The 19,746-nt window shown below is 71.6% G+C and carries 18 protein-coding genes, 1 tRNA gene and 1 pseudogene; 15 read left to right on the plus strand and 5 right to left on the minus strand.

Going from position 1 to position 19,746, the window contains the following annotated elements; all coding sequences use genetic code 11:
• Positions 1 to 10: 10 nt before the first annotated feature.
• Positions 11 to 721 (minus strand): TetR/AcrR family transcriptional regulator, encoded by a 711-nt coding sequence (locus SNR22_RS07585; RefSeq protein WP_320066006.1) that lies wholly within the window; start codon positions 719 to 721, stop codon positions 11 to 13.
• A 486-nt stretch (positions 722 to 1,207) separates the two neighbouring features.
• Here SNR22_RS07585 and SNR22_RS07590 point away from each other — a divergent pair.
• The 8 genes and pseudogenes from SNR22_RS07590 to SNR22_RS07625 all read left to right on the plus strand — a co-directional run bounded on the left by SNR22_RS07590 (position 1,208) and on the right by SNR22_RS07625 (position 8,428).
• A tRNA-Gln gene (locus tag SNR22_RS07590) sits at positions 1,208 to 1,279 on the plus strand.
• A gap of 73 nt (positions 1,280 to 1,352) precedes the next feature.
• A complete protein-coding gene (gene glmU, locus SNR22_RS07595; protein WP_320065767.1) occupies positions 1,353 to 2,939 on the plus strand; it encodes a bifunctional UDP-N-acetylglucosamine diphosphorylase/glucosamine-1-phosphate N-acetyltransferase GlmU in 1,587 nt (528 codons plus the stop codon).
• A gap of 52 nt (positions 2,940 to 2,991) precedes the next feature.
• Positions 2,992 to 3,972: a ribose-phosphate diphosphokinase gene (locus SNR22_RS07600; protein ID WP_320065768.1), complete on the plus strand. Its 981-nt coding sequence runs from the start codon at positions 2,992 to 2,994 to the stop codon at positions 3,970 to 3,972.
• A 309-nt stretch (positions 3,973 to 4,281) separates the two neighbouring features.
• A complete protein-coding gene (locus SNR22_RS07605; protein WP_320065769.1) occupies positions 4,282 to 4,965 on the plus strand; it encodes a 50S ribosomal protein L25/general stress protein Ctc in 684 nt (227 codons plus the stop codon).
• Positions 4,966 to 5,127: 162 nt separating this feature from the next.
• Positions 5,128 to 5,718 carry an aminoacyl-tRNA hydrolase gene (gene pth, locus SNR22_RS07610; RefSeq protein WP_320065770.1) on the plus strand — a complete coding sequence of 197 codons (591 nt, stop codon included), beginning with the start codon at positions 5,128 to 5,130 and terminating at the stop codon, positions 5,716 to 5,718.
• A 71-nt stretch (positions 5,719 to 5,789) separates the two neighbouring features.
• A pseudogene (locus SNR22_RS07615) lies at positions 5,790 to 6,137 on the plus strand (3'(2'),5'-bisphosphate nucleotidase CysQ); the annotation flags it as partial.
• A gap of 78 nt (positions 6,138 to 6,215) precedes the next feature.
• Positions 6,216 to 7,127: a sulfate adenylyltransferase subunit CysD gene (gene cysD / locus SNR22_RS07620; RefSeq protein WP_320065771.1), complete on the plus strand. Its 912-nt coding sequence runs from the start codon at positions 6,216 to 6,218 to the stop codon at positions 7,125 to 7,127.
• Positions 7,127 to 8,428 (plus strand): sulfate adenylyltransferase subunit 1, encoded by a 1,302-nt coding sequence (locus tag SNR22_RS07625; protein WP_320065772.1) that lies wholly within the window; start codon positions 7,127 to 7,129, stop codon positions 8,426 to 8,428. Before cysD ends, SNR22_RS07625 begins: the two co-directional genes overlap by 1 nt.
• A 128-nt stretch (positions 8,429 to 8,556) precedes the next feature.
• Here the strand turns inward: SNR22_RS07625 and galK are convergent, their stop codons facing one another.
• A complete protein-coding gene (gene galK, locus SNR22_RS07630; RefSeq protein ID WP_413775607.1) occupies positions 8,557 to 9,732 on the minus strand; it encodes a galactokinase in 1,176 nt (391 codons plus the stop codon).
• Positions 9,729 to 10,712: a UDP-glucose 4-epimerase GalE gene (gene galE, locus SNR22_RS07635; protein ID WP_320065773.1), complete on the minus strand. Its 984-nt coding sequence runs from the start codon at positions 10,710 to 10,712 to the stop codon at positions 9,729 to 9,731. Before galE ends, galK begins: the two co-directional genes overlap by 4 nt.
• 164 nt (positions 10,713 to 10,876) lie before the next feature.
• Between galE and SNR22_RS07640 the strand changes: the two genes are divergently transcribed.
• The 7 genes from SNR22_RS07640 to SNR22_RS07670 all read left to right on the plus strand — a co-directional run bounded on the left by SNR22_RS07640 (position 10,877) and on the right by SNR22_RS07670 (position 16,604).
• Positions 10,877 to 11,893, plus strand: a complete 1,017-nt coding sequence (locus tag SNR22_RS07640) for a hemolysin family protein (RefSeq protein WP_320065774.1) — start codon at positions 10,877 to 10,879, stop codon at positions 11,891 to 11,893.
• Positions 11,894 to 11,925: 32 nt separating this feature from the next.
• Entirely contained in the window at positions 11,926 to 12,951 is a 1,026-nt protein-coding gene (gene trpS, locus SNR22_RS07645) for a tryptophan--tRNA ligase (protein ID WP_320065775.1), read from the plus strand.
• A 26-nt stretch (positions 12,952 to 12,977) separates the two neighbouring features.
• The gene (locus SNR22_RS07650; RefSeq protein ID WP_320065776.1) at positions 12,978 to 13,547 is read left to right on the plus strand and encodes a 2'-5' RNA ligase family protein; all 570 of its coding nucleotides are present in this window, start codon (positions 12,978 to 12,980) and stop codon (positions 13,545 to 13,547) included.
• A 49-nt stretch (positions 13,548 to 13,596) separates the two neighbouring features.
• Positions 13,597 to 14,556: a YhjD/YihY/BrkB family envelope integrity protein gene (locus SNR22_RS07655; RefSeq protein ID WP_320065777.1), complete on the plus strand. Its 960-nt coding sequence runs from the start codon at positions 13,597 to 13,599 to the stop codon at positions 14,554 to 14,556.
• A 2-nt stretch (positions 14,557 to 14,558) separates the two neighbouring features.
• A complete protein-coding gene (locus tag SNR22_RS07660; protein WP_320065778.1) occupies positions 14,559 to 14,954 on the plus strand; it encodes a GntR family transcriptional regulator in 396 nt (131 codons plus the stop codon).
• Between the two features lie 661 nt (positions 14,955 to 15,615).
• On the plus strand, positions 15,616 to 16,038 hold the full coding sequence (locus tag SNR22_RS07665) for a hypothetical protein (RefSeq protein WP_320065779.1): 423 nt from the start codon (positions 15,616 to 15,618) through the stop codon (positions 16,036 to 16,038).
• A 116-nt stretch (positions 16,039 to 16,154) separates the two neighbouring features.
• Entirely contained in the window at positions 16,155 to 16,604 is a 450-nt protein-coding gene (locus tag SNR22_RS07670) for a hypothetical protein (RefSeq protein ID WP_320065780.1), read from the plus strand.
• An 80-nt stretch (positions 16,605 to 16,684) separates the two neighbouring features.
• Here SNR22_RS07670 and SNR22_RS07675 read toward each other — a convergent pair whose 3' ends face one another.
• Positions 16,685 to 18,331 (minus strand): glycoside hydrolase family 13 protein, encoded by a 1,647-nt coding sequence (locus SNR22_RS07675; protein WP_320065781.1) that lies wholly within the window; start codon positions 18,329 to 18,331, stop codon positions 16,685 to 16,687.
• A gap of 201 nt (positions 18,332 to 18,532) precedes the next feature.
• On the minus strand, positions 18,533 to 19,621 hold the full coding sequence (locus tag SNR22_RS07680) for a LacI family DNA-binding transcriptional regulator (RefSeq protein ID WP_320065782.1): 1,089 nt from the start codon (positions 19,619 to 19,621) through the stop codon (positions 18,533 to 18,535).
• Between the last annotated feature and the right edge of the window lie 125 nt (positions 19,622 to 19,746).

Here is a 19,746-nt window from a genome sequence, read left to right on the forward strand (position 1 = left end):
CGGGGCCCGGTCACCGGCCCTTCGCCGAGGGACGCCCGCTCTTCGACGTGATGAGGGTCGGTTTCGCCTCCAGGTGCGACAACCCGTTCCAGGCCAGGTTGACCAGGTGCGCGGCCACCGTCTCCTTGCCCGGCCGACGCACCTCCAGCCACCAGCGCCCCGTCAGCGCCACCATCCCGACGAGGGCCTGCGAGTAGAGCTCGGCCAGCTTCGGGTCGTACCCCCGGGTCTTGAACTCGGCACCGAGGATGTGCTCGACCTGGTGCGCGACGTCGTTCATCACGCTGCCGAAGTTGCCCGTCGCCGACATCACCGGCGACTCCCGGACCAGCACCCGGAACCCGCTGGTCTCCTCCTCGATGTACCCGAGCAGGGCCAGCGCGGCCTGCTCCAGCAGCTCCCGCGGATGCCCGGCGGTCAGCGCCGTGGTGATCCGGTCCAGCAGGGTCCGGACCTCCCGGTCCACCACCACCGCGTAGAGCCCCTCCTTGCCGCCGAAGTGCTCGTAGACCACCGGCTTGGAGACCTTCGCCCGGGCCGCCACCTCCTCGATCGAGGTCGCGTCGAAACCACGCTCGGCGAACAACTGCCGACCGGTCGAGATCAACTGCTCGCGGCGCTGCGCCGCCGACATTCGCACCCGTGAGGGTGGCTTTCCCGCCGCTGCAACCGCGCGTCGTCGACCCCCGGTGCTGCCGTCGTTGACCGGACCATCCGCCATGTCGTCACCTCGCCGGCGCTCGGTGACGCCCTCTCGTGGAGTGCTGCTGCCCTCGCTGCTCACGCCGCCGCCCACCGGCCTCCGGGACGGCCCGCCGTCGCGTCGTCCGACCGGGCCGGGCCCGGCGTCGGGCGGTCGGGCCGCCCGGCGCCGCTCGGTCATCCGGTCATCCTGCCAGGCGATCGCCGATAACACCGATTGCTGACCGGCCCCACCCGCTCGCGGCCGGCCCGCCCGACGCGCCGCAGCCCGCCCCGACGCGCCGCAGCCCGCCCGATACGCCGCAGCCGGGCGTTCGTTGGTTCGGCGTTCGCCGGCGTCACCGGCTGGGTGCCGGCCCCCGGTGGAGCGGGCTGTCTGACGATCACCGTTCCGCGTAGCCACGAGATCTACCGGCGGATCGAAGGTATGATCGCCGAACTGTTCCGCACGGTAGGCGGTACGCCCGGCCAGATCGATGTGCCGCTACGCTAGGCCGGCGGGCGATGGGGTGTGGGGTAACGGCAACCCACAGGCCTTTGGTGCCTTGAGCTCCTGGTTCGAATCCAGGCACCCCAGCTCACGTTTACGTGCCGGCCGTATGCCGGCTTTTGTGTGGGCGGATGCGGATTACCACCATCGCGTGGTTAGCATGGCCGCGAGACTGTCGCCGTCCCGACGGGAGCACGTCGTGTCCCAGCCCCACCTCCGCACCGTTGTCGTGCTCGCCGCCGGTGAGGGCAAACGGATGAAGTCGGCCCTGCCCAAGGTGCTGCATCCGCTGCTCGGCCGGACCCTGCTCGGCCACGTGCTGACCGCCGCCACCCCGCTCGACGCCGACCGGACCGTCGTGGTGGTCGGGCACGGCGCGGAGCAGGTCCGGACGCACCTGGCCGAGGTCGCCCCGACGGCCAACCCGGTCCTCCAGGCCGAACAGCTCGGCACCGGCCACGCGGTCCGGATCGCGTTGGACGCGGTGCCGGACGGCGCCGGAACCGTGGTGGTGATCAACGGCGACGTGCCGTTGCTCCGTGCGGAGACGGTCGCCGCGCTGGTCGACGCGCACGAGGGCGCGGGGGCCGCGGCCACGGTGCTGGCCGCCGAGGTGCCCGATCCGACCGGGCTGGGCCGCATCGTCCGGGACGCCGCCGGTCGGCTGGAGCAGATCGTCGAGGAACGCGACGCCACCCCCGCCCAGCGCGCGCTGCGGGAGATCAACGCGGGCATCTACGCGTTCGACGCGGCGCGGCTGCGCGCCTCGCTGGGCAAGCTCTCCGCCGACAACGACCAGGGCGAGGAGTACCTGACCGACGTCTTCGGCCTGCTGGTCTCGGCGGGCGAGCCGGTGGCGGTGCACGTGGCCGCCGACCACGCCGAGACCCTGGGCTGCAACGACCGGGTGGAGCTGGCGACGCTGCGCCGGCTGCTACGCGACCGGGTGAACGAGCGCTGGATGCGCACCGGCGTGAGCATCCTGGACCCGGCGACGACCTGGATCGACGTGACGGTCGCGGTGGACCGGGACGCGGTGATCGACCAGAACACCCAGCTGCGCGGCGGGACCGTGGTCGGCGCGGCGGCCGTGGTCGGCCCGGACGTCACGCTGATCGACACCGTCGTCGGCCCGGGGGCGACCGTGCTGCGCAGCCACGCGATCGAGGCCGAGATCGGCCCGGGGGCCAGCGTCGGGCCCTACGCGTACCTGCGGCCGGCGGCGAAGCTGGCCGAGAAGGCAAAGGTCGGCACGTTCGTCGAGGTAAAGAACTCCGAGATCGGCGCGGGCGCGAAGGTGCCGCACCTGTCGTACGTGGGCGACGCGACGATCGGGGCGAAGGCCAACATCGGCGCGGCGACGATCTTTGTGAACTACGACGGGGTGAACAAGCACCGCACCACGATCGGCGAGGCGGCGTTCATCGGCTGCGACACCAACCTGATCGCCCCGGTGGAGGTGGGCCCGGGCGCGTACGTGGCGGCGGGCAGCGCGATCACCCAGGACGTGCCGCCAGGCGCCCTCGGGGTGACCCGGGCGCCGCAGCGCAGCATCGAGGGGTGGGTGGCCCGCAGGCGGGCCGGCACCGCCTCCGCGGCGGCAGCCGAGCGGGCTGTTCGGGCTGCGGCGGAAGCGGCTGAGGATGCGTCGGATAACCGGCGGGCCGCAAGTGAAGGTGAGGCAATCCACCGGGGCGCCGAGGCGGTTCGACCGCCGGCAGGCGGGGGAGATACTGCAACCGAATAGTCCCCGGCCACACCGCAGCCGGGAACACCAACCAACGGGAGCAGCCGGGCCCATGGGCAGCATCGTCGCCGAAAACCGCAAAAGCCTGATGCTCTTCTCCGGACGTGGTTTTCCGGAGCTGGCGAAGGAGATCGGCGAGGTGCTCGGCATTGCGCCGACGCCAGCCGACGCGTACGACTTCGCGAACGGGGAAATTTTCGTACGGTTCAAGGACTCGGTACGCGGTTCGGACGCCTTCGTGGTGCAGTCCGTGACGCACGGGGTCAACACCTGGGTCATGGAGACCCTGATCATGGTCGACGCGCTGAAGCGTGGCTCGGCCAAGCGGATCACCGTGGTCCTGCCGTTCTACCCGTACTCCCGGCAGGACAAGAAGCACCGCGGCCGGGAGCCGATCTCGGCGCGGCTGGTGGCCGACCTGCTGAAGACCGCGGGCGCGAACCGGATCCTCACGGTTGACCTGCACACCGCGCAGATCCAGGGCTTCTTCGACGGCCCGGTGGACCACCTCTTCGCGATGGACATCCTGGCGGAGTACGTGGAGCGCAAGTTCGCCGGCCGGCCGATGACGGTGGTGGCGCCGGACTCGGGGCGGGTGCGGGTGGCGGAGCGGTGGACCGACCGGCTGGGCGGTTGCCCGCTGGCGTTCATCCACAAGACCCGGGACCCGCTCAAGCCGAACCAGGTGGTGGCGAACCGGGTGGTCGGCGACGTGGAGGGTCGGGTCTGCCTGATCGTCGACGACATGATCGATACCGGCGGTACGATCACGAAGGCCGCCGAGATCCTCCGGGAGGGCGGGGCGGCGGAGATCGTCGTGGCCTCCACCCACGCGCTGCTGTCGGACCCGGCGACCGAGCGGCTGAAGAACAGCGCGATCACCGAGGTGGTGGTGACCAACACGCTGCCACTGCCCCCGGAGAAGCAGCTCGACAAGATCACCGTGCTGTCGATCGCGCCGCTGCTGGCCCGGGCGATCCGGGAGGTCTTCGACGACGGTTCGGTGACCACCCTCTTCGGTGGCCTGAGCTGACGCCCGGCCCCCGCGCGCCGGGCATCGTCCCGCAGCTGGCGCGCGGGTGCCGCCCTTTTGCGTCGGGTTTTGGCCCGCTGCGAACCAAGGACGGGGACTGCCGTCAAGGACGGGATGAGCTCGGGTAGACTAGTGCGGTTGCCACGGCGAGGGTGCCCGGCGGGCCGCTGAAAAGCACCGCACGGAGACACCGTCATCGACGCGGTGCTCCGGGCAGTCGTTCATGACGCATGAGCCCCAGCGAGCCCCTCGCCGCAGCACCGCCAGTCGACAACCCGCCGCAGCAGCGAAAGCATCAGGAGTTTCCCCGTGTCCGAGGTAAAGATCAGCGCCGAGCCCCGTACCGAGTTCGGCAAGGGTGGTGCCCGTCGTACCCGCCGGGCCGGCTTGGTGCCCGCCGTGCTGTACGGCCACGGCGAGAAGCCGACGCACATCGCGCTGCCCGCGCGTGAGTTCGCCGCCGCGATCCGCAAGGGCGGCGCCAACCAGCTCTTCGCGATCGAGGTCAGCGACGGCACGCAGGTGCTGGCGTTGCCGAAGGCGATCCAGCGGGATCCGATCAAGGACAGCTTCGAGCACATCGACCTGCTGCTGGTCCGCCGCGGCGAGAAGGTCACCGTGGACGTTGCGGTCCGCCTCACCGGCGAGGCCGCCAAGGACACGCTGATCGTGCACGACCACGACACCCTCTCGGTGACGGCCGACGCCACGAAGGTGCCGGACCACCTGGAGGCGTCGGTCGAGGGCCTGCAGGCCGGCACCCAGGTCACCGCCGCCGATGTAAAGCTGCCGTCCGGCGTCGAGCTGGTCGCCGACCCGACCCTCTCGGTCGCCTCGGTCACCGCCGCGCCGACCGCCGAGCAGCTCGAGGCCACCCTCCCCGAGGTCGAGGAGGCCGGCGAGGAGACCGCCGAGGAGGCCGAGGCCGGCGAGGAGACCGCCGAGACCCCAGCAGCCGAGGGCGAGCAGGCCGAGGCGAAGACCGAGGCCTGATCGGTCCGCATTCTGTGCGACAGGCGCTCCCGGGTCGGGGGCGCCTGTCGTCGTATCGGGGGTAGGTTCCTGCCCGGCGGCAGCAGGTGGACCGCCAGCAGGACGGCGGGGTCGGGTCGGGACGGCCGCCGGGCGTGACGGTGAGAGCGGGAGGGGCGTGGCGTGACGGACGAGGCGGGGCCATGGCTGGTGGTCGGCCTGGGCAACCCCGGTCGGGAGTACGCGGGTAACCGACACAATGTCGGCTTCCTGGTGGCCGACCTGCTGGCCGCCCGGGTGGGCGGGAAGTTCGGCCGGCACAAGCGGGCGATGGCCGAGGTCGCCGAGGGGCGGCTGGGGTTCGGCGGCCCGAGGCTGGTGCTGGCGAAGCCGCTGACGTACATGAACCTCTCCGGTGGGCCGGTGGCCGGGCTGGCGCAGTTCCACAAGGTGCCGCCGGAGCGGGTGATCGCGGTCCACGACGAGTTGGACATCGCGTACGGGCAGGTGCGGGTGAAGTGCGGCGGCGGCGAGGGCGGGCACAACGGCCTCCGCTCGATGTCGAAGTCGCTGGGCACGAAGGACTACGTCCGGGTGCGGTTCGGCATCGGCCGGCCGCCGGGTCGGCAGGACCCGGCGGACTATGTGCTGTCGGACTTCTCCGCCGCCGAGCGCAAGGAGCTGGAGTTCCTGGTCGACCGGGCGGCGGACGTGGTCGAGTCGGTGGTCACCCGGGGTGTGGAGCCGACCCAGAATCTGTACCACGGGGGCTGACCCGGGTGGAGGGTACGCGGATCACGCTCGTCGCGCCCTTCTGCGGCGGCGGGGTGCCCTTCTGCGGCGGCGGCGGTCGGGTCATCCGGTTGGCGGTGAGCCGTGGCCGTCCGCCGCTTTTCCTGACCGATCCGGCGGAGGAAGGCGGCGCTCATCTCGTTCCCATCGGCTCGGCGGGGGCTAAGATCGTCGCGGTGGTGACGGGTGAGGCCGAGGTGTGCCTTTCCGCCGACGGCCCGTACGAGTGGGACTCGGCCGCTCCGGCGGCTGTGGCGACGGACACCGCCCGGCATGCTTCCCGTGTCGACTGTTCTGCGCTGGAATACCACGAGGCCGATCCGCGCCTGTGCGACCTGCTGGTCTGCCGCGAAAATCTCGCCAGCCGGTCGCTTGCAGCGTCGCAGCGGCATTCCCGGTAACCTGAGCGTTCTTCTTCACGTGTCCGACCGGAAAGGTCTGGAATCCATGGGCGGATCCGAGCGAATCGAGGCCGTGTCATGACCACCCCCGCCGCCTATCAGGTCTCGCACCTCGAAGCCCTGGAAGCGGAGAGCGTCTTCGTGATGCGCGAAGTGGTCGCGGAGATGGAGCGGCCGGTGCTGCTGTTCTCCGGTGGCAAGGACTCGATCGTGATGTTGCGGTTGGCGCAGAAGGCCTTCGCGCCGGCGAACATTCCGTTTCCGGTGATGCACGTCGACACGGGTCACAACTTCCCGGAGGTTCTGGAGTATCGGGATCAGCGGGTGGCCGAGCTGGGCCTGCAGTTGATCGTGGCGAGTGTGCCGGAGGCGTTGGCGAAGGGTCTGGTGCGGGAGGCCGCAGACGGGACGCGGAACCGGATCCAGACGCCGGTGTTGCTGGACGCGGTGGAGAAACACCGGTTCGACGCGTTGTTCGGTGGGGCGCGGCGGGACGAGGAGAAGGCGCGGGCGAAGGAGCGGGTCTTCAGCTTCCGGGACGAGTTCGGGCAGTGGGATCCGAAGAATCAGCGTCCCGAGTTGTGGTCGTTGTACAACGGTCGGCATCATCCGGGTGAGTCGATCCGGGTGTTCCCGTTGTCGAACTGGACCGAGCTCGACGTGTGGCACTACATCGCCCGGGAGCGGATCGCGTTGCCCTCGATCTACTACGCGCATGAGCGTGAGGTGATCGAGCGGGACGGGATGTTGTACGCGGTGAATGAGTTCTTCCGCCCCCGGTCGGGGGAGGAGCGGTTCAAGGCCCAGGTGCGGTACCGCACCGTGGGCGACGCGTCGTACACGGCAGCGGTGCGGTCGGACGCGGACAGCGTGGAGAAGGTGATCGAGGAGGTGGCCGCGACGCGGATCACCGAGCGCGGTGCGACCCGGGGTGACGACCGGGTCAGTGAGGCCGCCATGGAGGACCGTAAGCGGGAGGGCTACTTCTGATGAGCACCGACACCCTGACCCCCGAGGTCGATCCCGCCGCGCGGCCGATGGACCTGTTGCGGTTCGCCACCGCCGGTAGCGTCGACGACGGCAAGTCGACCTTGATCGGCCGGTTGCTGTACGACACGAAGTCGTTGTTCACCGACCAGCTGGCCGCCGTGGAGGCGGTCAGCGCGGCGCGTGGGGACGAGTACACGAACCTGGCCCTGCTCACCGACGGCCTGCGGGCGGAGCGGGAGCAGGGCATCACGATCGACGTGGCGTACCGGTACTTCGCCACGCCGCGGCGCAAGTTCATCATCGCCGACACCCCGGGGCACATCCAGTACACCCGCAACATGGTGACCGGGGCGTCCACCGCCGACCTCGCGCTGATCCTGGTGGACGCGCGCAAGGGCCTGGTCGAGCAGTCCCGCCGGCACGCGTTCCTCTGCTCGCTGCTGCGGGTGCCGCACCTGGTCCTCTGCGTCAACAAGATGGACCTGGTGGACTGGTCACAGGAGGTCTACGAGCGGATCGCCGACGAGTTCACCGCGTTCGCGGCGAAGCTCGACGTGCCGGACCTGACGGTGGTGCCGGTGTCGGCGCTGCGGGGCGACAACATCGTGTCCCGGTCGGAGAACATGCCGTGGTACGACGGGCCGTCGCTGCTGCACCACCTGGAGCGGGTGCACATCGCCTCGGACCGCAACCTTCAGGATGTGCGGTTCCCGGTGCAGTACGTGATCCGCCCCCAGTCGACCGTCGTGACCGACTACCGGGGGTACGCCGGCCAGGTCGCCTCGGGGGTGCTCAAGCCCGGTGACGAGGTGATGGTGCTGCCGTCGGGGTTCACCTCCCGTATCGCCACTGTGGAGACCGCCGACGGGCCGGTCGACGAGGCGTTCCCACCCATGTCGGTCACCGTCCGCCTCACCGATGAGATCGACATCTCCCGGGGCGACATGATCTGCCGCCCGAACAACGCCCCCGCCGTCGCCCAGGACATCGAGGCGATGATCTGCTGGATGGACGAGACCCGTCCCCTTCAGGTCGGCGGGAAGTACGCGATCAAGCACACCACCCGCTCGGCCCGGGCCATCGTGCGCAGCCTGCACTACCGCCTCGACATCAACTCCCTGCACCGCGACGAGTCGGCCACCGAGCTGAGGCTCAACGAGATCGGCCGCGTCCGACTGCGCACCACCGTCCCGCTCCTGGCGGACGAGTATCGCCGCAACCGCACCACCGGCGGCTTCGTCATCATCGACGAGACCACCAACCGCACGGTCGGCGCCGCCATGATCGTCGAAACCACCTAACCCCCACCTCCGCCCGCACCCCCACCCCCCACCCCGAACGGGCCGCTAATTCACGGAAAGAGTGGCTATCCGGGCTCGGATAGCCACTCTTTCCCTGAAAGTGCGCGGGGTGCGGGTGCGGGGCGGGGTCAGGTGGTCTGGTGGAAGTTGGGTGGGGGGTAGGTGTGTTTCGGGTAGGCGGCCGTTACCGCCGCCGCGACCGCGTCGGCGCGGTCGGCGTCGATGAGGGCGAGGACGCAGCCGCCGAAGCCGCCGCCGGTCATCCGGGCCCCGTACGCCCCGGCGGCGAGGGCCGCCTCGACCGCGATGTCGATCTCCGGGACGGTGATCTCGAAGTCGTCCCGCATGGAGGCGTGCGAGGCGGTCAGCAGCGGGCCGATGTCGCGGATCCTGCCGGCGCGCAGCAGTTCCACGGTGTCGAGCACCCGCTGGTTCTCGGTGACGACGTGCCGGACCCGGCGGCGGGTCTCGTCGTCGGGCCGGCCGAGGGCCTGGTCCAGCCGGCCGAGGGCCTCGTCGAGGCCGGCCACGGGCACGTCGCGCAGGGCGGGCACCCCCAGTAGCTCCGCCGCCTGCTCGCAGGAGGCGCGGCGGGCGGCGTACTCGCCGTCGGAGTGTCGGTGCGTGGCCCGGCTGTCGATCACCAGCACGGCCAGGCCAGCGGCGGCCAGGTCGAACGGGATGTGCTCGACGGCCTCGGTGCGGCAGTCGAGGAACAACGCCTGCCCCGGGCGGCAGCGGATCACCGCGGACTGGTCCATGATGCCGGTGGGCGAGCCGACGTAGGCGTTCTCGGCGCGCTGGGCGAGCCGGGGCCGCCGCTCGGCCGGCAGGTCCAGCCCGCCGAGGTCGACCAGGGCGGCCAGCACGGCCGCCTCCAGGGCGGCGGAGGAGGAGAGCCCGGAGCCGATCGGCACGTCGGAGGCGATGGCCAGTCGCGCCCCGGGCACGTCGTGGCCGGCGTCGCGCAGCGCCCAGATGACCCCGGCGACGTACGCGCCCCAGCCGGTGACCCGGCCGGGTCCGGCAACCTCGTCGACGCCGAACTCGACCGGGGAGTCGGCGAGCTCCGACCAGACCGTCCAGCGCGGGCCGTCCTGCGGTGCGGCGGCGACGACGGTACGCAGCGGCAGCACGAACGGCAGCACGAAGCCGTCGTTGTAGTCGGTGTGCTCGCCGATCAGGTTGACCCGACCCGGAGCAGCCCAGCGGCCGGCGGGCTGTTCGCCGTACCGGTGCAGGAAGCCGGTGGTGGCGCGGTCGGTGACGTCGCCGGTGGGGCCGGAGGGCGCGGCGTCGGTCACGGGCGCTCCAGGATGTGCGTGCGGTAGAAGGCCCAGGCGTCGCCGACCATGTCGTGCAGGGTGGGCTTCTCCGGGACCCAGCCCAGCTCCTCGCGGGCCAGCGCGGCGGAGGCGACCAGCTCGGCCGGGTCGCCCTCGCGGCGCGGGGCTACCTCGACCGGCAGCGGCTGGCCGGTGACCGCACGGACCACGTCGACGACCTGCCGGTTGGTGAATCCGGCGCCGTTGCCCAGGTTGTAGATCCGGTGCCGGCCGGGCACGGCGGCGGTGAGCGCCAGCAGGTGGGCGCGGGCCAGGTCCTCGACGTGGATGTAGTCGCGCACGCAGGTGCCGTCGACGGTGGGGTAGTCGTCGCCGAAGATTTGGAGCTTCTCCCGGCGGCCGGCGGCCACGTCCAGGGCGATGGGGATGAGGTGGGTCTCCGGGTCGTGCCGCTCGCCGAGGGCGACGCCGCCGCGCAGGTACGCCCCGACGACGTTGAAGTAGCGCAGCGACACGGCGGCCAGGTCGTGCCCGATCGCCTCGGAGGTGAGCGCCATGTCGACGGCGAGTTTGGTGGCCCCGTACGTGTTGGTGGGGGCCTTCACGGCGGTCTCCGGGATGGGCAGCTCGACCGGGTTGCCGTAGACGGCGGCGGTGGAGGAGAAGACCATCCGGGGCACACCGGCGGCGCGGACCGCGTCGATCAGGGTGAGCGAGCCGACGGTGTTGTTCTGCCAGTACAGCTCCGGCCGGACCATCGACTCACCGGCGGCGATCAGGGCGGCGAAGTGCAGCACCCCGTCGAAGCCCGCCTCGCGGGTGAGCACCCGGGCGGCGTCGGAGATCGGCGCGTCGATCCAGGTGGCCTCCGGGGCGAGGGCCTCCCGGTGCCCGGTGCGCAGGTCGTCGAGAACGACCACCTCGTGACCGGCATCGAGCAGCAGCCGGGTCACCACGCTACCGATGTAGCCGGCGCCGCCGGTGACGAGCAGTTTCACGTCGGAGTCCTTCCGCCTGGCCGCGTTCCGCCGCAGCCGCCCTTTGATCACCCTACGGCCGCCCGGCGTAGCCGCGCTCCGCGCTACCGCGCCACTGCGCCACCGTGCGCGTTCCGGACGCTACGGTCCGCCTCGGCCCGGTGCGGGCTCTACCATCTACAGTCATGCGGGAAGCGGGCGGGCCCGGGTTCCGACGACGACAGTCGGGGCGGACCCGACGCGAGCCGGGGCCGCTGGCCCGGGCGGTCGCCCGGCTGGTGGTGCGGGCCGCGGACGGCGCCACCCGGCTGGTCACCGACCTGCTCGGGGCCAGCCCGGCGGCGGGCCGGGAGCGGATCAGCGAGGCGGAGCTGCGCGACCTGGTCGCCGCCAACACCGTCCTCGACCCGGACGAGCGCCGGATCATCGACGAGGTGCTGGTGGCCGGCGCGAGCCTGGTCCGCGAGGTGATGATGCCCCGCACCGAGGTGGTGTTCCTCTCCGCCGGGCTGAGCCTCGCCGAGGCGTCTCTGCTGGTCCGGGCCGAGCCGCACAGCCGGTACCCGGTGGTCGACGGCACCCACGACGACGTGGTCGGCTTCGTACACCTGCGTGACGTGCTGCTCCGCCCCACCCTCGACCCCTGCACCACCGTCGGCGAGCTGACCCGGGAGGTCAAGCAGTTGCCCGGCAGCAAGCGGGTGCTGGCTGCGCTGACCGAGATGCGCCGCGAGGGGCATCACCTCGCGGTGGTGGTCGACGAGTACGGCGGCACCGCCGGCATCGTCACCCTGGAGGACCTGATCGAGGAGCTGGTCGGCGAGGTCCACGACGAGGGCGACGACGCTCCCGAGTCGGGGGTGGCCAGGTTGCCCGCCGTGGTGGACGGCCGCCTCAACCTCGCCGACTTCGCCGAGCGCACCGGGGTGCGGCTGCCCGCCGGCCCGTACGAGACGGCCGGCGGGTACGTGATGGCGGTGCTCGGCCGGCTGCCGGTGGCCGGCGACGAGGTGCCGGTGGGCCCGGGCCCCGACGACGACGCCCCGGACGATCCGCCCGGCGGGTGGTCGCTGCGGGTGCTCGCGTTGGAGGGGCGCCGGGTGGCCCGGCTCGCGGTCTCCGCGGTCCGCCTGCCCGAGCCGCGGCGCGAGGCTCCCGCCCCGGTGGCGGCGGCGGAGAGCCGACCCGCCGGCCCGTCATGACGTACGCCCCGGGTAGCTGACAGAATGCCGGGATGTCCGACGTACCCGCCCGGCCCCGCGTCTTCTCCGGCATCCAGCCGACGGCCGACTCGTTCCACCTCGGCAACTACCTGGGCGCGGTGCGGCACTGGGTGGCGTTGCAGGACACCCACGACTCGTTCTACTGCGTGGTCGACCTACACGCCATCACGGCGGGGCACGACCCGGTGGTGCTGCGCCAGCGGTCCCGGGTGGCCGCCGCGCAGCTCCTCGCCGTCGGGCTGGACCCGCAGCGCAGCACCCTGTTCGTCCAGTCGCAGGTGCCCGAGCACCCGATGCTGACCTGGGTCCTGGGCTGCATCACCGGCTTCGGCGAGGCCAGCCGGATGACCCAGTTCAAGGACAAGTCGCAGAAGCAGGGCAACGAGCGGGCCAGCGTCGGCCTCTTCACGTACCCGGTCCTCCAGGCCGCCGACATCCTGCTCTATCAGGCGAACGCCGTCCCGGTCGGTGAGGACCAGCGTCAGCACCTGGAGCTCTCCCGCGACCTGGCCCAGCGGTTCAACTCGCTGTTCGGGCAGACGTTCACCGTCCCCGTGCCGCACATCGTGAAGGACACCGCGAAGATCACCGACCTGCAGGACCCGACGGCGAAGATGTCGAAGTCGTCGTCCTCGCCGGCCGGCATCGTCGACCTGCTGGAGGACCCGGCCCGCTCGGCGAAGAAGATCCGCTCGGCGGTAACCGACACCGGCCGCGAGATCGTTTTCGACACCGGGACCAAGCCGGGCATCTCCAACCTGCTCACCATCTACTCGGCTCTGGCCGGGCGGAGCATCGACGACCTGGTGGCCGCGTACGCCGGAAAGGGCTACGGCGACCTGAAGAAGGATCTCGCCGAGGTGGTCCGGGAGTTCGTCGTGCCGATCCAGGAACGCACCCGGGCGTACCTCGACGACCCGGCCCAGCTCGACAAGCTGCTCGCGGTCGGCGCGGAGAAGGCGCGCGCGGTGGCCTCGGTGACGCTGCGCGAGGCGTACGAGCGGGTCGGGTTCCTCCCGCCGGTTCGTTTCGCCTAGCCGACGCGACGGGACGGGACGGGTCGGTGGCCGGAGGGGTGGCGCGGAGCGTGGAGCGCGGGGACGGGGTGCCGGCGTCCGGCGACACCATCCAGATCGGGATCGCGGTGGACATCCCGGAGCCGTGGGGCGGAATGCTCACCCGGCGGCGGGTCGCCACCGGCGACCCCCAGGTGGTCCCGGCGCACGTGACGCTGCTCGGGCCCACCGAGATCCCGGTGGCCGCGCTGCCGGCGGTCGATCGGCACCTCGCCTCGGTGGCCGCCGCCCACCTGCCGTTCACCCTGCACCTGCGCGGCACCGGCACGTTCCGCCCGGTGACCCCGGTGGTCTTCGTGGCGGTGGCCGCCGGGATCAGCGAGTGCGAGCTGCTGGCCGCCGCGATCAGCGCGGCCCCGGAGCTGCACCGCGAGGCCCGATTCCCGTACCACCCGCACGTGACGGTGGCGCAGGAGGTCCCGCCGGAGGCACTGGACAAGGCGTACGAGGACCTGGCGGACTTCTCGGCCATGTTCGAGGTCGTCTCGTTCACCCTGTTCTCGCACAGCGGCCAGGCCCGGTGGCAGCCGCGCCGGGACTTCCTCCTCGGCGCCTGAGTCGACGAGGCCGTCTCCGTGTCAACGGATGATCGGCGAGGATGAGAGCGTGGACCTAATGGGTCGGATCGAGGCCGGCGTCGACCGGTGGGTGGCTGCCTGGCGTCACCGGTCACGGGCCTTCGACCACCTGTGGCGGGCCGGGACGCTCTACACCGAGTCCTTCGGCGGGCGGCTGGCGGCGGCCATCGCCTACTACGGGTTCTTCGCGGTCTTCGCGCTCGCCCTGGTCGCGTACTCGGTCTTCGGGGCGATCCTGGAGGACAACCCCGGGGTCAGCGAGACGGCGGATGACTTCCTCGGGGAGAACCTGCCCTTCCTCGACCCGCAGCAGATCGCCCAGAGCAGCGGTGCCGTCGGGGTGGTCGGGTTGATCATCCTGGTGTTCACCGGGATCGGCTGGGTGGAGGCGATCCGCTCCTCGCAGCGGTTGATCTACGGCCTCAACCAGCAGCCCGGCAACCTGGTGGTGCGCCGGCTGGTCGACCTGGGCGTGCTGCTGTTGGTGTTCGTGATGCTCGGCCTCTCGGTGGCCGCCGTGGACGCGTTGGAATCGTTGTTGCGGTTCCTGCTGCGCAGCACCGGCTCGGTGGGGCTGACGGTGGTGAGCGCGGTGCTCAGCGTGCTGGTCAACGCGGTGCTGGCGATCGCGTTTCTGGTGGTGGTGCCCCGGCTGCGGATGAGTCGCCGCCGCCTGCGCCCGGTGGTGGTCACCGTCGCGGTCGGCATCACCCTGCTGAACACCGTCGGGCGGTACTACGTGGTGCGCACCGAGCGCAATCCGGCCTACACGGTGGTGGCGGGGGCGGTGGGCGTGCTGCTCTACCTGTACCTGCTCAACCAGCTCATCCTGTTCGGCGCGGCGCTCGCCGCGACCAGCCCGTACGGCCGGGTGGTGGACATGTCCGAGGGGCCGCCGCCGGCCGACCTCGACCTCGAAGCCGACGTAGATGCCGACGCCGACGCTGCGGCCGACACCGATCCCGGGACGCCCGGGGGAGCGGGGTGAACATGCTGATCACCGTGGACCCGGCGTCGCCGGTGCCGCCGTACGAGCAGGTGCGCGGGGGGCTTGCCGAGCGGATCGGGGACGGGCGGCTGCCGGTGGGCACCCGGCTGCCGACGGTCCGGCAGTTTGCCGCCGAGCTCGGGCTCGCGGTGAACACCGTGGCCCGCGCTTACCGGGAGCTGGAGTCCGCCGGGCTGCTGGAGACGCGGGGGCGGCACGGCACCTTCGTGGCACCGGGCCGCGACGACGCGGTGGACCGGCTACAGCGGGCGGCGGCCGGTTACGCGGCCGAGGCGCTCCGGCTCGGGGTCGCGCCGGATGCCGCCCTGGACCTGGTCCGGGCCGCACTGGACGCCGCACACCCGGCCATCTTCGGAGCGAACACGGCCACTGCGTAACGGCCGGAGCCGGTCACGCAGGTTTCACCCATCCGCGGCCTCATGTCCCGCGACGAGGCGGACAGGGCGGCCAGCGTCGACCAGGCGAAGGCGTTCCGTTCCCGGGCCAGTGAAGGTGGAAGCCGTTGCTGTCACCCACTCCGGTGACCAGTCCTTACCGAGTGCTATCGCCACACATGTTTTTTGGCTGGGTCTTTTCACGTTGCAAGCCGTGCAGGTTTCATTGCCGTCGGGATTGCTCATGGGAGTCGACGCGCACAATGCAGTGAATATTCCCAGCTGAACATCGTGGTGACGTAATTGCCGACGTCATTTACCGCCACGGCATGGATGTGCAATATTGACCGGCAATCCGTCTGTGGGTATTCTCCGAGGCGGCCAGAGGTGTGTAGTGGCGCCGCTGCTGTTTTGAATTGACACGGGGAGCGCGACTGTGAACGAGACCGAACGGGAGCCCGGATCGGTTCCGAGAGGCGGCGGGACGACCTCGAAGAGGTGGCTCCTGTTGGCAGTGCCTGCCGTGGTGCTGGTTTCGCTCCTGGCCGTCGTGGTGGTGCACTACAGAGATGCGGCCCCACAGCGCCCCCCCGGTTCGCAAGGTGCCAGAGGTGAACCGGGGGAATACCTGCCCAGGTCCCCCACCGCCACCCCCTCCGGACCGGTGCCGGCGTTCGCCGGCATGACACCGAGCAAGGTCACGGACGCCTGGGGCGAGCGGTGGCCCGGTCCGGTGACGGTTGACGGCGCGCTGCATACCATCCGTGTGACGCTGCCGGGCACGCAGGGCCAACTGTCGGCCGCAGTCGGTCAGCCGGATAAGGACCGCCGGGACGAGGTGGCCCACGTCTTCTGCATGGTCAAGCTTCGTGGTGCCGTGCAGCGGCCGTTGCTGAAGAGCCTGGTCGAGGGTTGTCTCGGCCCGGTCCTCAAGGCCAAGGAGCGCACGGTGGTGCTCGACTGGCTGATCAGCGCGGATTTCTCCGTTCCGCATCCGCATGATCAGATCCAGCGGTCCTCCCGGTTCGAACTGCTCGCGAACCATAATTCCGACAAGAACTTTGCCCTCATCCTCAACGCGCGCTGATTCGGGGCGGCACATCGTCGGGGCCGGCCGGCCACCTCCGCCACTGTCGAGCTACTTCGGTGCAAGTTGAGGCGAACGACGCCCACGTTCCCGGCCGGAGCGACCATGATGAGCGCGTGGGCGCACTCGTGACGTTGGACCTGCCGGACGGCTCGCCGATGCACGGCCTGCCGTGGATCATCACCTTCGCCCCGCTCGGCGAGACCGACGCCGACGAGTGGGAGCCGGTGGTCTGTGGCCCGTACGAGCGACCGCACGCGCTGGCCCTCGCCGAGGCGGTGGTGGCCGAGGAGCAGTTGATGGCGGTGGTCGAGCCCTTGCTGCCGGCGCTCTCACCCGGCGAGATCCGCGGCGAGATCGCCGCCGCCCAGACCGCCGCACAGGACGACGCCGCCCGGATCGAGGCGGCCGACCTCTACGGCGACTTCGAGGACGTCATCGACGACGAGCTGGAGGCGGCCGGCGAGGTGGACGAGCGGACCGGGTCGCTCCCGGCACCCGACGAGACCGAACTGCGCGCCGGCTTCGCGCGGATCGCCAGGCTGCTCACCGAGAAGGGCGGGTGAGTCGGGCCGTCGCCGCCACGTCGCTCATGCCTAGCCGCCCGTCGGCGCGGGGCACAACGGACGGCCAGGTCAAGTGCGGGTTACCCCGCTAGGCGCCGGTCGAACCAGGCGGCTGCGTCGACCGCGAGGACGTGCCCGGCGCCCTGCTCGGTGAGCTCGGCGCTGGCGACGACCGGCCGGCCGTACCCGTCGATCAGGACTGCGGCGTCGCTGATGTTGACCACGCAGGTCAGCTCGGCGTCGCCGCCGGTGCGACGGAACGCCAGCACCCCGGGGCCGGTCGTCTCCAGCCAGCTCACGCCGTCGGCGTCGCGGGCGAGCGCGGGGTGCTCGCGCCGGACCCGCAGCGCCGTGCGGTAGAGCTCCAGGGTCGAGCCGGGCACCCCGTCCTGGGCGGCGACCGAGAGGGCGGCCCAGGTGGCGGGGGCCGGCAGCCAGCCCGGCTGGCCACCCTCGGGCCCGAAGCCGTACGGGGGAAGCTGGCCGCCCCACGGGATCGGCACCCGACAGCCGTCCCGGCTCTCGCCGGTGCGCAGGAACGACGGGTCCTGGCGCAGCTCGTCCGGCAGGTCGAGCACCTCGGGCAGGCCCAGTTCCTCACCCTGGTAGACGTACGCGCAGCCGGGCAGGGCGAGCATCAGCAGGCTGGCCGCGCGGGCCCGGCGCAGCCCGACCTCGCCGTCGCCGTACCGGGTGACGTGCCGCTGCTTGTCATGGTTGGAGAGCACCCAGGTGGTGGGCGCGCCGACGATGGCCGCCTCGGCCAGCGCCGTGCCGATCACCTTGCGGAACGAGTCGGCCGACCAGGTGGCGTCGAGGAAGTCGAAGCTGAACGCCTGGTGCAGTTCGTCCGGGCCGATGTAGCGGGCCAGCCGCTGCGGCGTCTCGGCCCACGCCTCGGCGACCGCCATCCGGCCGCCGGGGTAGCTGTCCAGGATCGGCCGCCAGGCCCGGTAGATCTCGTGCACCTCGTCCTGGTCGAAGTACGGCAGCCGGCCCTTGCCGAGCAACTCCGACTGGCGCTGGCCGGTGGTCATCGTGCTGAAGCCGACGTCCGGCAGCCCTTCGGCCTTGATCATGCCGTGGGCGACATCGACGCGGAACCCGTCGACGCCCCGGTCGAGCCAGAAGCGCAGGACGTCCTCGAACTCGGCGCGGACCTCGGCGTGGCGCCAGTTGAGGTCGGGCTGGGCCGGGTCGAACAGGTGCAGGTACCACTGGCCGTCGGGCACCCGGGTCCAGGCCGGGCCGCCGAAGATGCTCTCCCAGTCGTTCGGCGGCAGTTCGCCGTGGGCGCCCCCGCCGTCGGCGAACAGGTAGCGGGCCCGCTCGGGGGAGCCGGGGGCGGCGGCGAGCGCGGCGGCAAACCACGGGTGCGCGCTGGAGGTGTGGTTGGGCACCAGGTCGACGATGATCCGCAGGCCCACGGCGTGCGCGTCGGTGATCATCGCGTCGAAGTCGGCGAGCGTGCCGAAGCTCGGGTCGACGTCCCGGTGGTCGGTGACGTCGTAGCCGCCGTCGATCATCGGCGAGGTGTAGAAGGGGGTGAGCCAGAGCGCGTCGGCCCCGAGGTCGCGCAGGTACGGCAGGCGCTCCCGGATGCCCCGGAGGTCACCGACCCCGTCGCCGTCGGAGTCGGCGAAGCTGCGGACGTAGACCTGGTAGACGACCGCGGAGCGCCACCAGTCGTCGTCGGAGGTCAGCGGCGTGGGCTTGCTGGCGGTCATCGGTGGCGATCCCCGTTCTCTGGCGCGCAGGACGGCAATGGGTGGCATGGCACGGCGGTGTGTCATCCGGGTGTCAGAGCAGGATGAAGCCCGGTGGCTGCAAGAGTCAAGCAGGGCTTGCGCAAGAAATGACGTCGGCGCTGCGGGCTGGGCGGCGCGGGCGGGGCCGATGGGGGCCGACGGGGCTGGGGTGCGGGGGCCTCAGGCGGACACGGCGAGCGCCGGCGGCGCCGGGCGTTGGCGGGCGGAGCCGCCCGCCGTCGGGTCGGCGGTGGCCTGCCGGACGACGGCGGTGGAGCCGCGCACCACCAACTCGGGCCGGAACAGGTACTCCGAGTGCGGGGCACCGTGGCCGTTGATCTCGTCGACCAGGGCCCGGACCGCGGCCACCGCCATGGCGGCCACCGGCTGCCGCATCGTGGTCAGGGGCGGGTCGGTGAAGGCCATCAGGGGCGAGTCGTCGTACCCGACCACCGACAGGTCACCCGGGACGGAGAGGCCCCGCTGCCGGGCCGCCCGGATCGCGCCGAGCGCCATCAGGTCGGAGCCGCAGGCCAGCCCCGTCACCCCGCGCTCCAGCAGCCGTCCGGCGGCCGCCTCGCCGCCCTCCACGCCGAAGAGGGTCAGCTCGGCCAATTCGTCGAGCTCGGCGCCCGACAGGCCGGTCAGCCGCTCCATGGCGGCCCGCCAGCCGGCCACCCGACGCTGCACCGGGACGAACCGGTTCGGCCCGGTGATCAGCCCGATCCGGCGGTGCCCGAGGGCGACCAGGTGGGCAACGGCCAGCTCGGTGGCCTCCCGGTCGTCGCAGGAGACGAAGGGTGCGGCGATGCCCGGCGCGTAGCCGTTGATCATGACGACCGGCAGGGGCCGGGCGATCAGCGCGCGGTACCGGTCGTGGTTGGCCGCGGTGTCGGCGTGCAGGCCGGAGACGAAGACGATGCCGGAGACCTGGCGGTCGAGCAGCATCTCGACGTACTCGTCCTCGGTGACCCCGCCCGGGGTCTGGGTGCACAGCACCGGGGTGAACCCGCTCTGCGCCAGGGTCGACTCGATCACCTGGGCGAAGGCGGGGAAGATCGGATTGTCCAGCTCCGGCACGACCAGGCCGACGAGGCCGGCGCTGCGCTTGCGGAGCCGGGCCGGGCGCTCGTAGCCGAGGACGTCGAGGGCGGTCAGGACGGCCTGCCGGGTCTCGGCGGCCACGCCGGGGCGGTCGTTGAGCACCCGCGACACCGTGGCCTCACTGACTTCGGCCTGCTGGGCGATGTCGGACAGTCGAGCGCGCATGGCCGCACTTTAGCTCACCGGCAAGTTCTTGCGTACACGTCTGCAAGCCCTTCCATTACTTGCAACCTCTTGCTAACGTCCCGGCAACATGCGAGAGCAGCGGCGCCGCAACCGGACGCCGGTAG

Source organism: Micromonospora sp. RTGN7, assembly GCF_033804645.1.
In the GTDB taxonomy this organism is placed as follows: domain Bacteria; phylum Actinomycetota; class Actinomycetes; order Mycobacteriales; family Micromonosporaceae; genus Micromonospora.

Excerpts from the sequence above, each read along its gene's own strand:
- SNR22_RS07625 (WP_320065772.1), top strand. The coding sequence starts at position 7,127 with ATGAGCACCGACACCCTGACCCCCGAGGTCGATCCCGCCGCGCGGCCG.
- SNR22_RS07675 (WP_320065781.1), bottom strand. The coding sequence starts at position 18,331 with ATGACCGCCAGCAAGCCCACGCCGCTGACCTCCGACGACGACTGGTGG.
- SNR22_RS07585 (WP_320066006.1), bottom strand. The coding sequence starts at position 721 with ATGGCGGATGGTCCGGTCAACGACGGCAGCACCGGGGGTCGACGACGC.
- glmU (WP_320065767.1), top strand. The coding sequence starts at position 1,353 with ATGGCCGCGAGACTGTCGCCGTCCCGACGGGAGCACGTCGTGTCCCAG.
- SNR22_RS07600 (WP_320065768.1), top strand. The coding sequence starts at position 2,992 with ATGGGCAGCATCGTCGCCGAAAACCGCAAAAGCCTGATGCTCTTCTCC.
- SNR22_RS07660 (WP_320065778.1), top strand. The coding sequence starts at position 14,559 with ATGCTGATCACCGTGGACCCGGCGTCGCCGGTGCCGCCGTACGAGCAG.
- cysD (WP_320065771.1), top strand. The coding sequence starts at position 6,216 with ATGACCACCCCCGCCGCCTATCAGGTCTCGCACCTCGAAGCCCTGGAA.
- SNR22_RS07640 (WP_320065774.1), top strand. The coding sequence starts at position 10,877 with ATGCGGGAAGCGGGCGGGCCCGGGTTCCGACGACGACAGTCGGGGCGG.
- SNR22_RS07680 (WP_320065782.1), bottom strand. The coding sequence starts at position 19,621 with ATGCGCGCTCGACTGTCCGACATCGCCCAGCAGGCCGAAGTCAGTGAG.
- trpS (WP_320065775.1), top strand. The coding sequence starts at position 11,926 with ATGTCCGACGTACCCGCCCGGCCCCGCGTCTTCTCCGGCATCCAGCCG.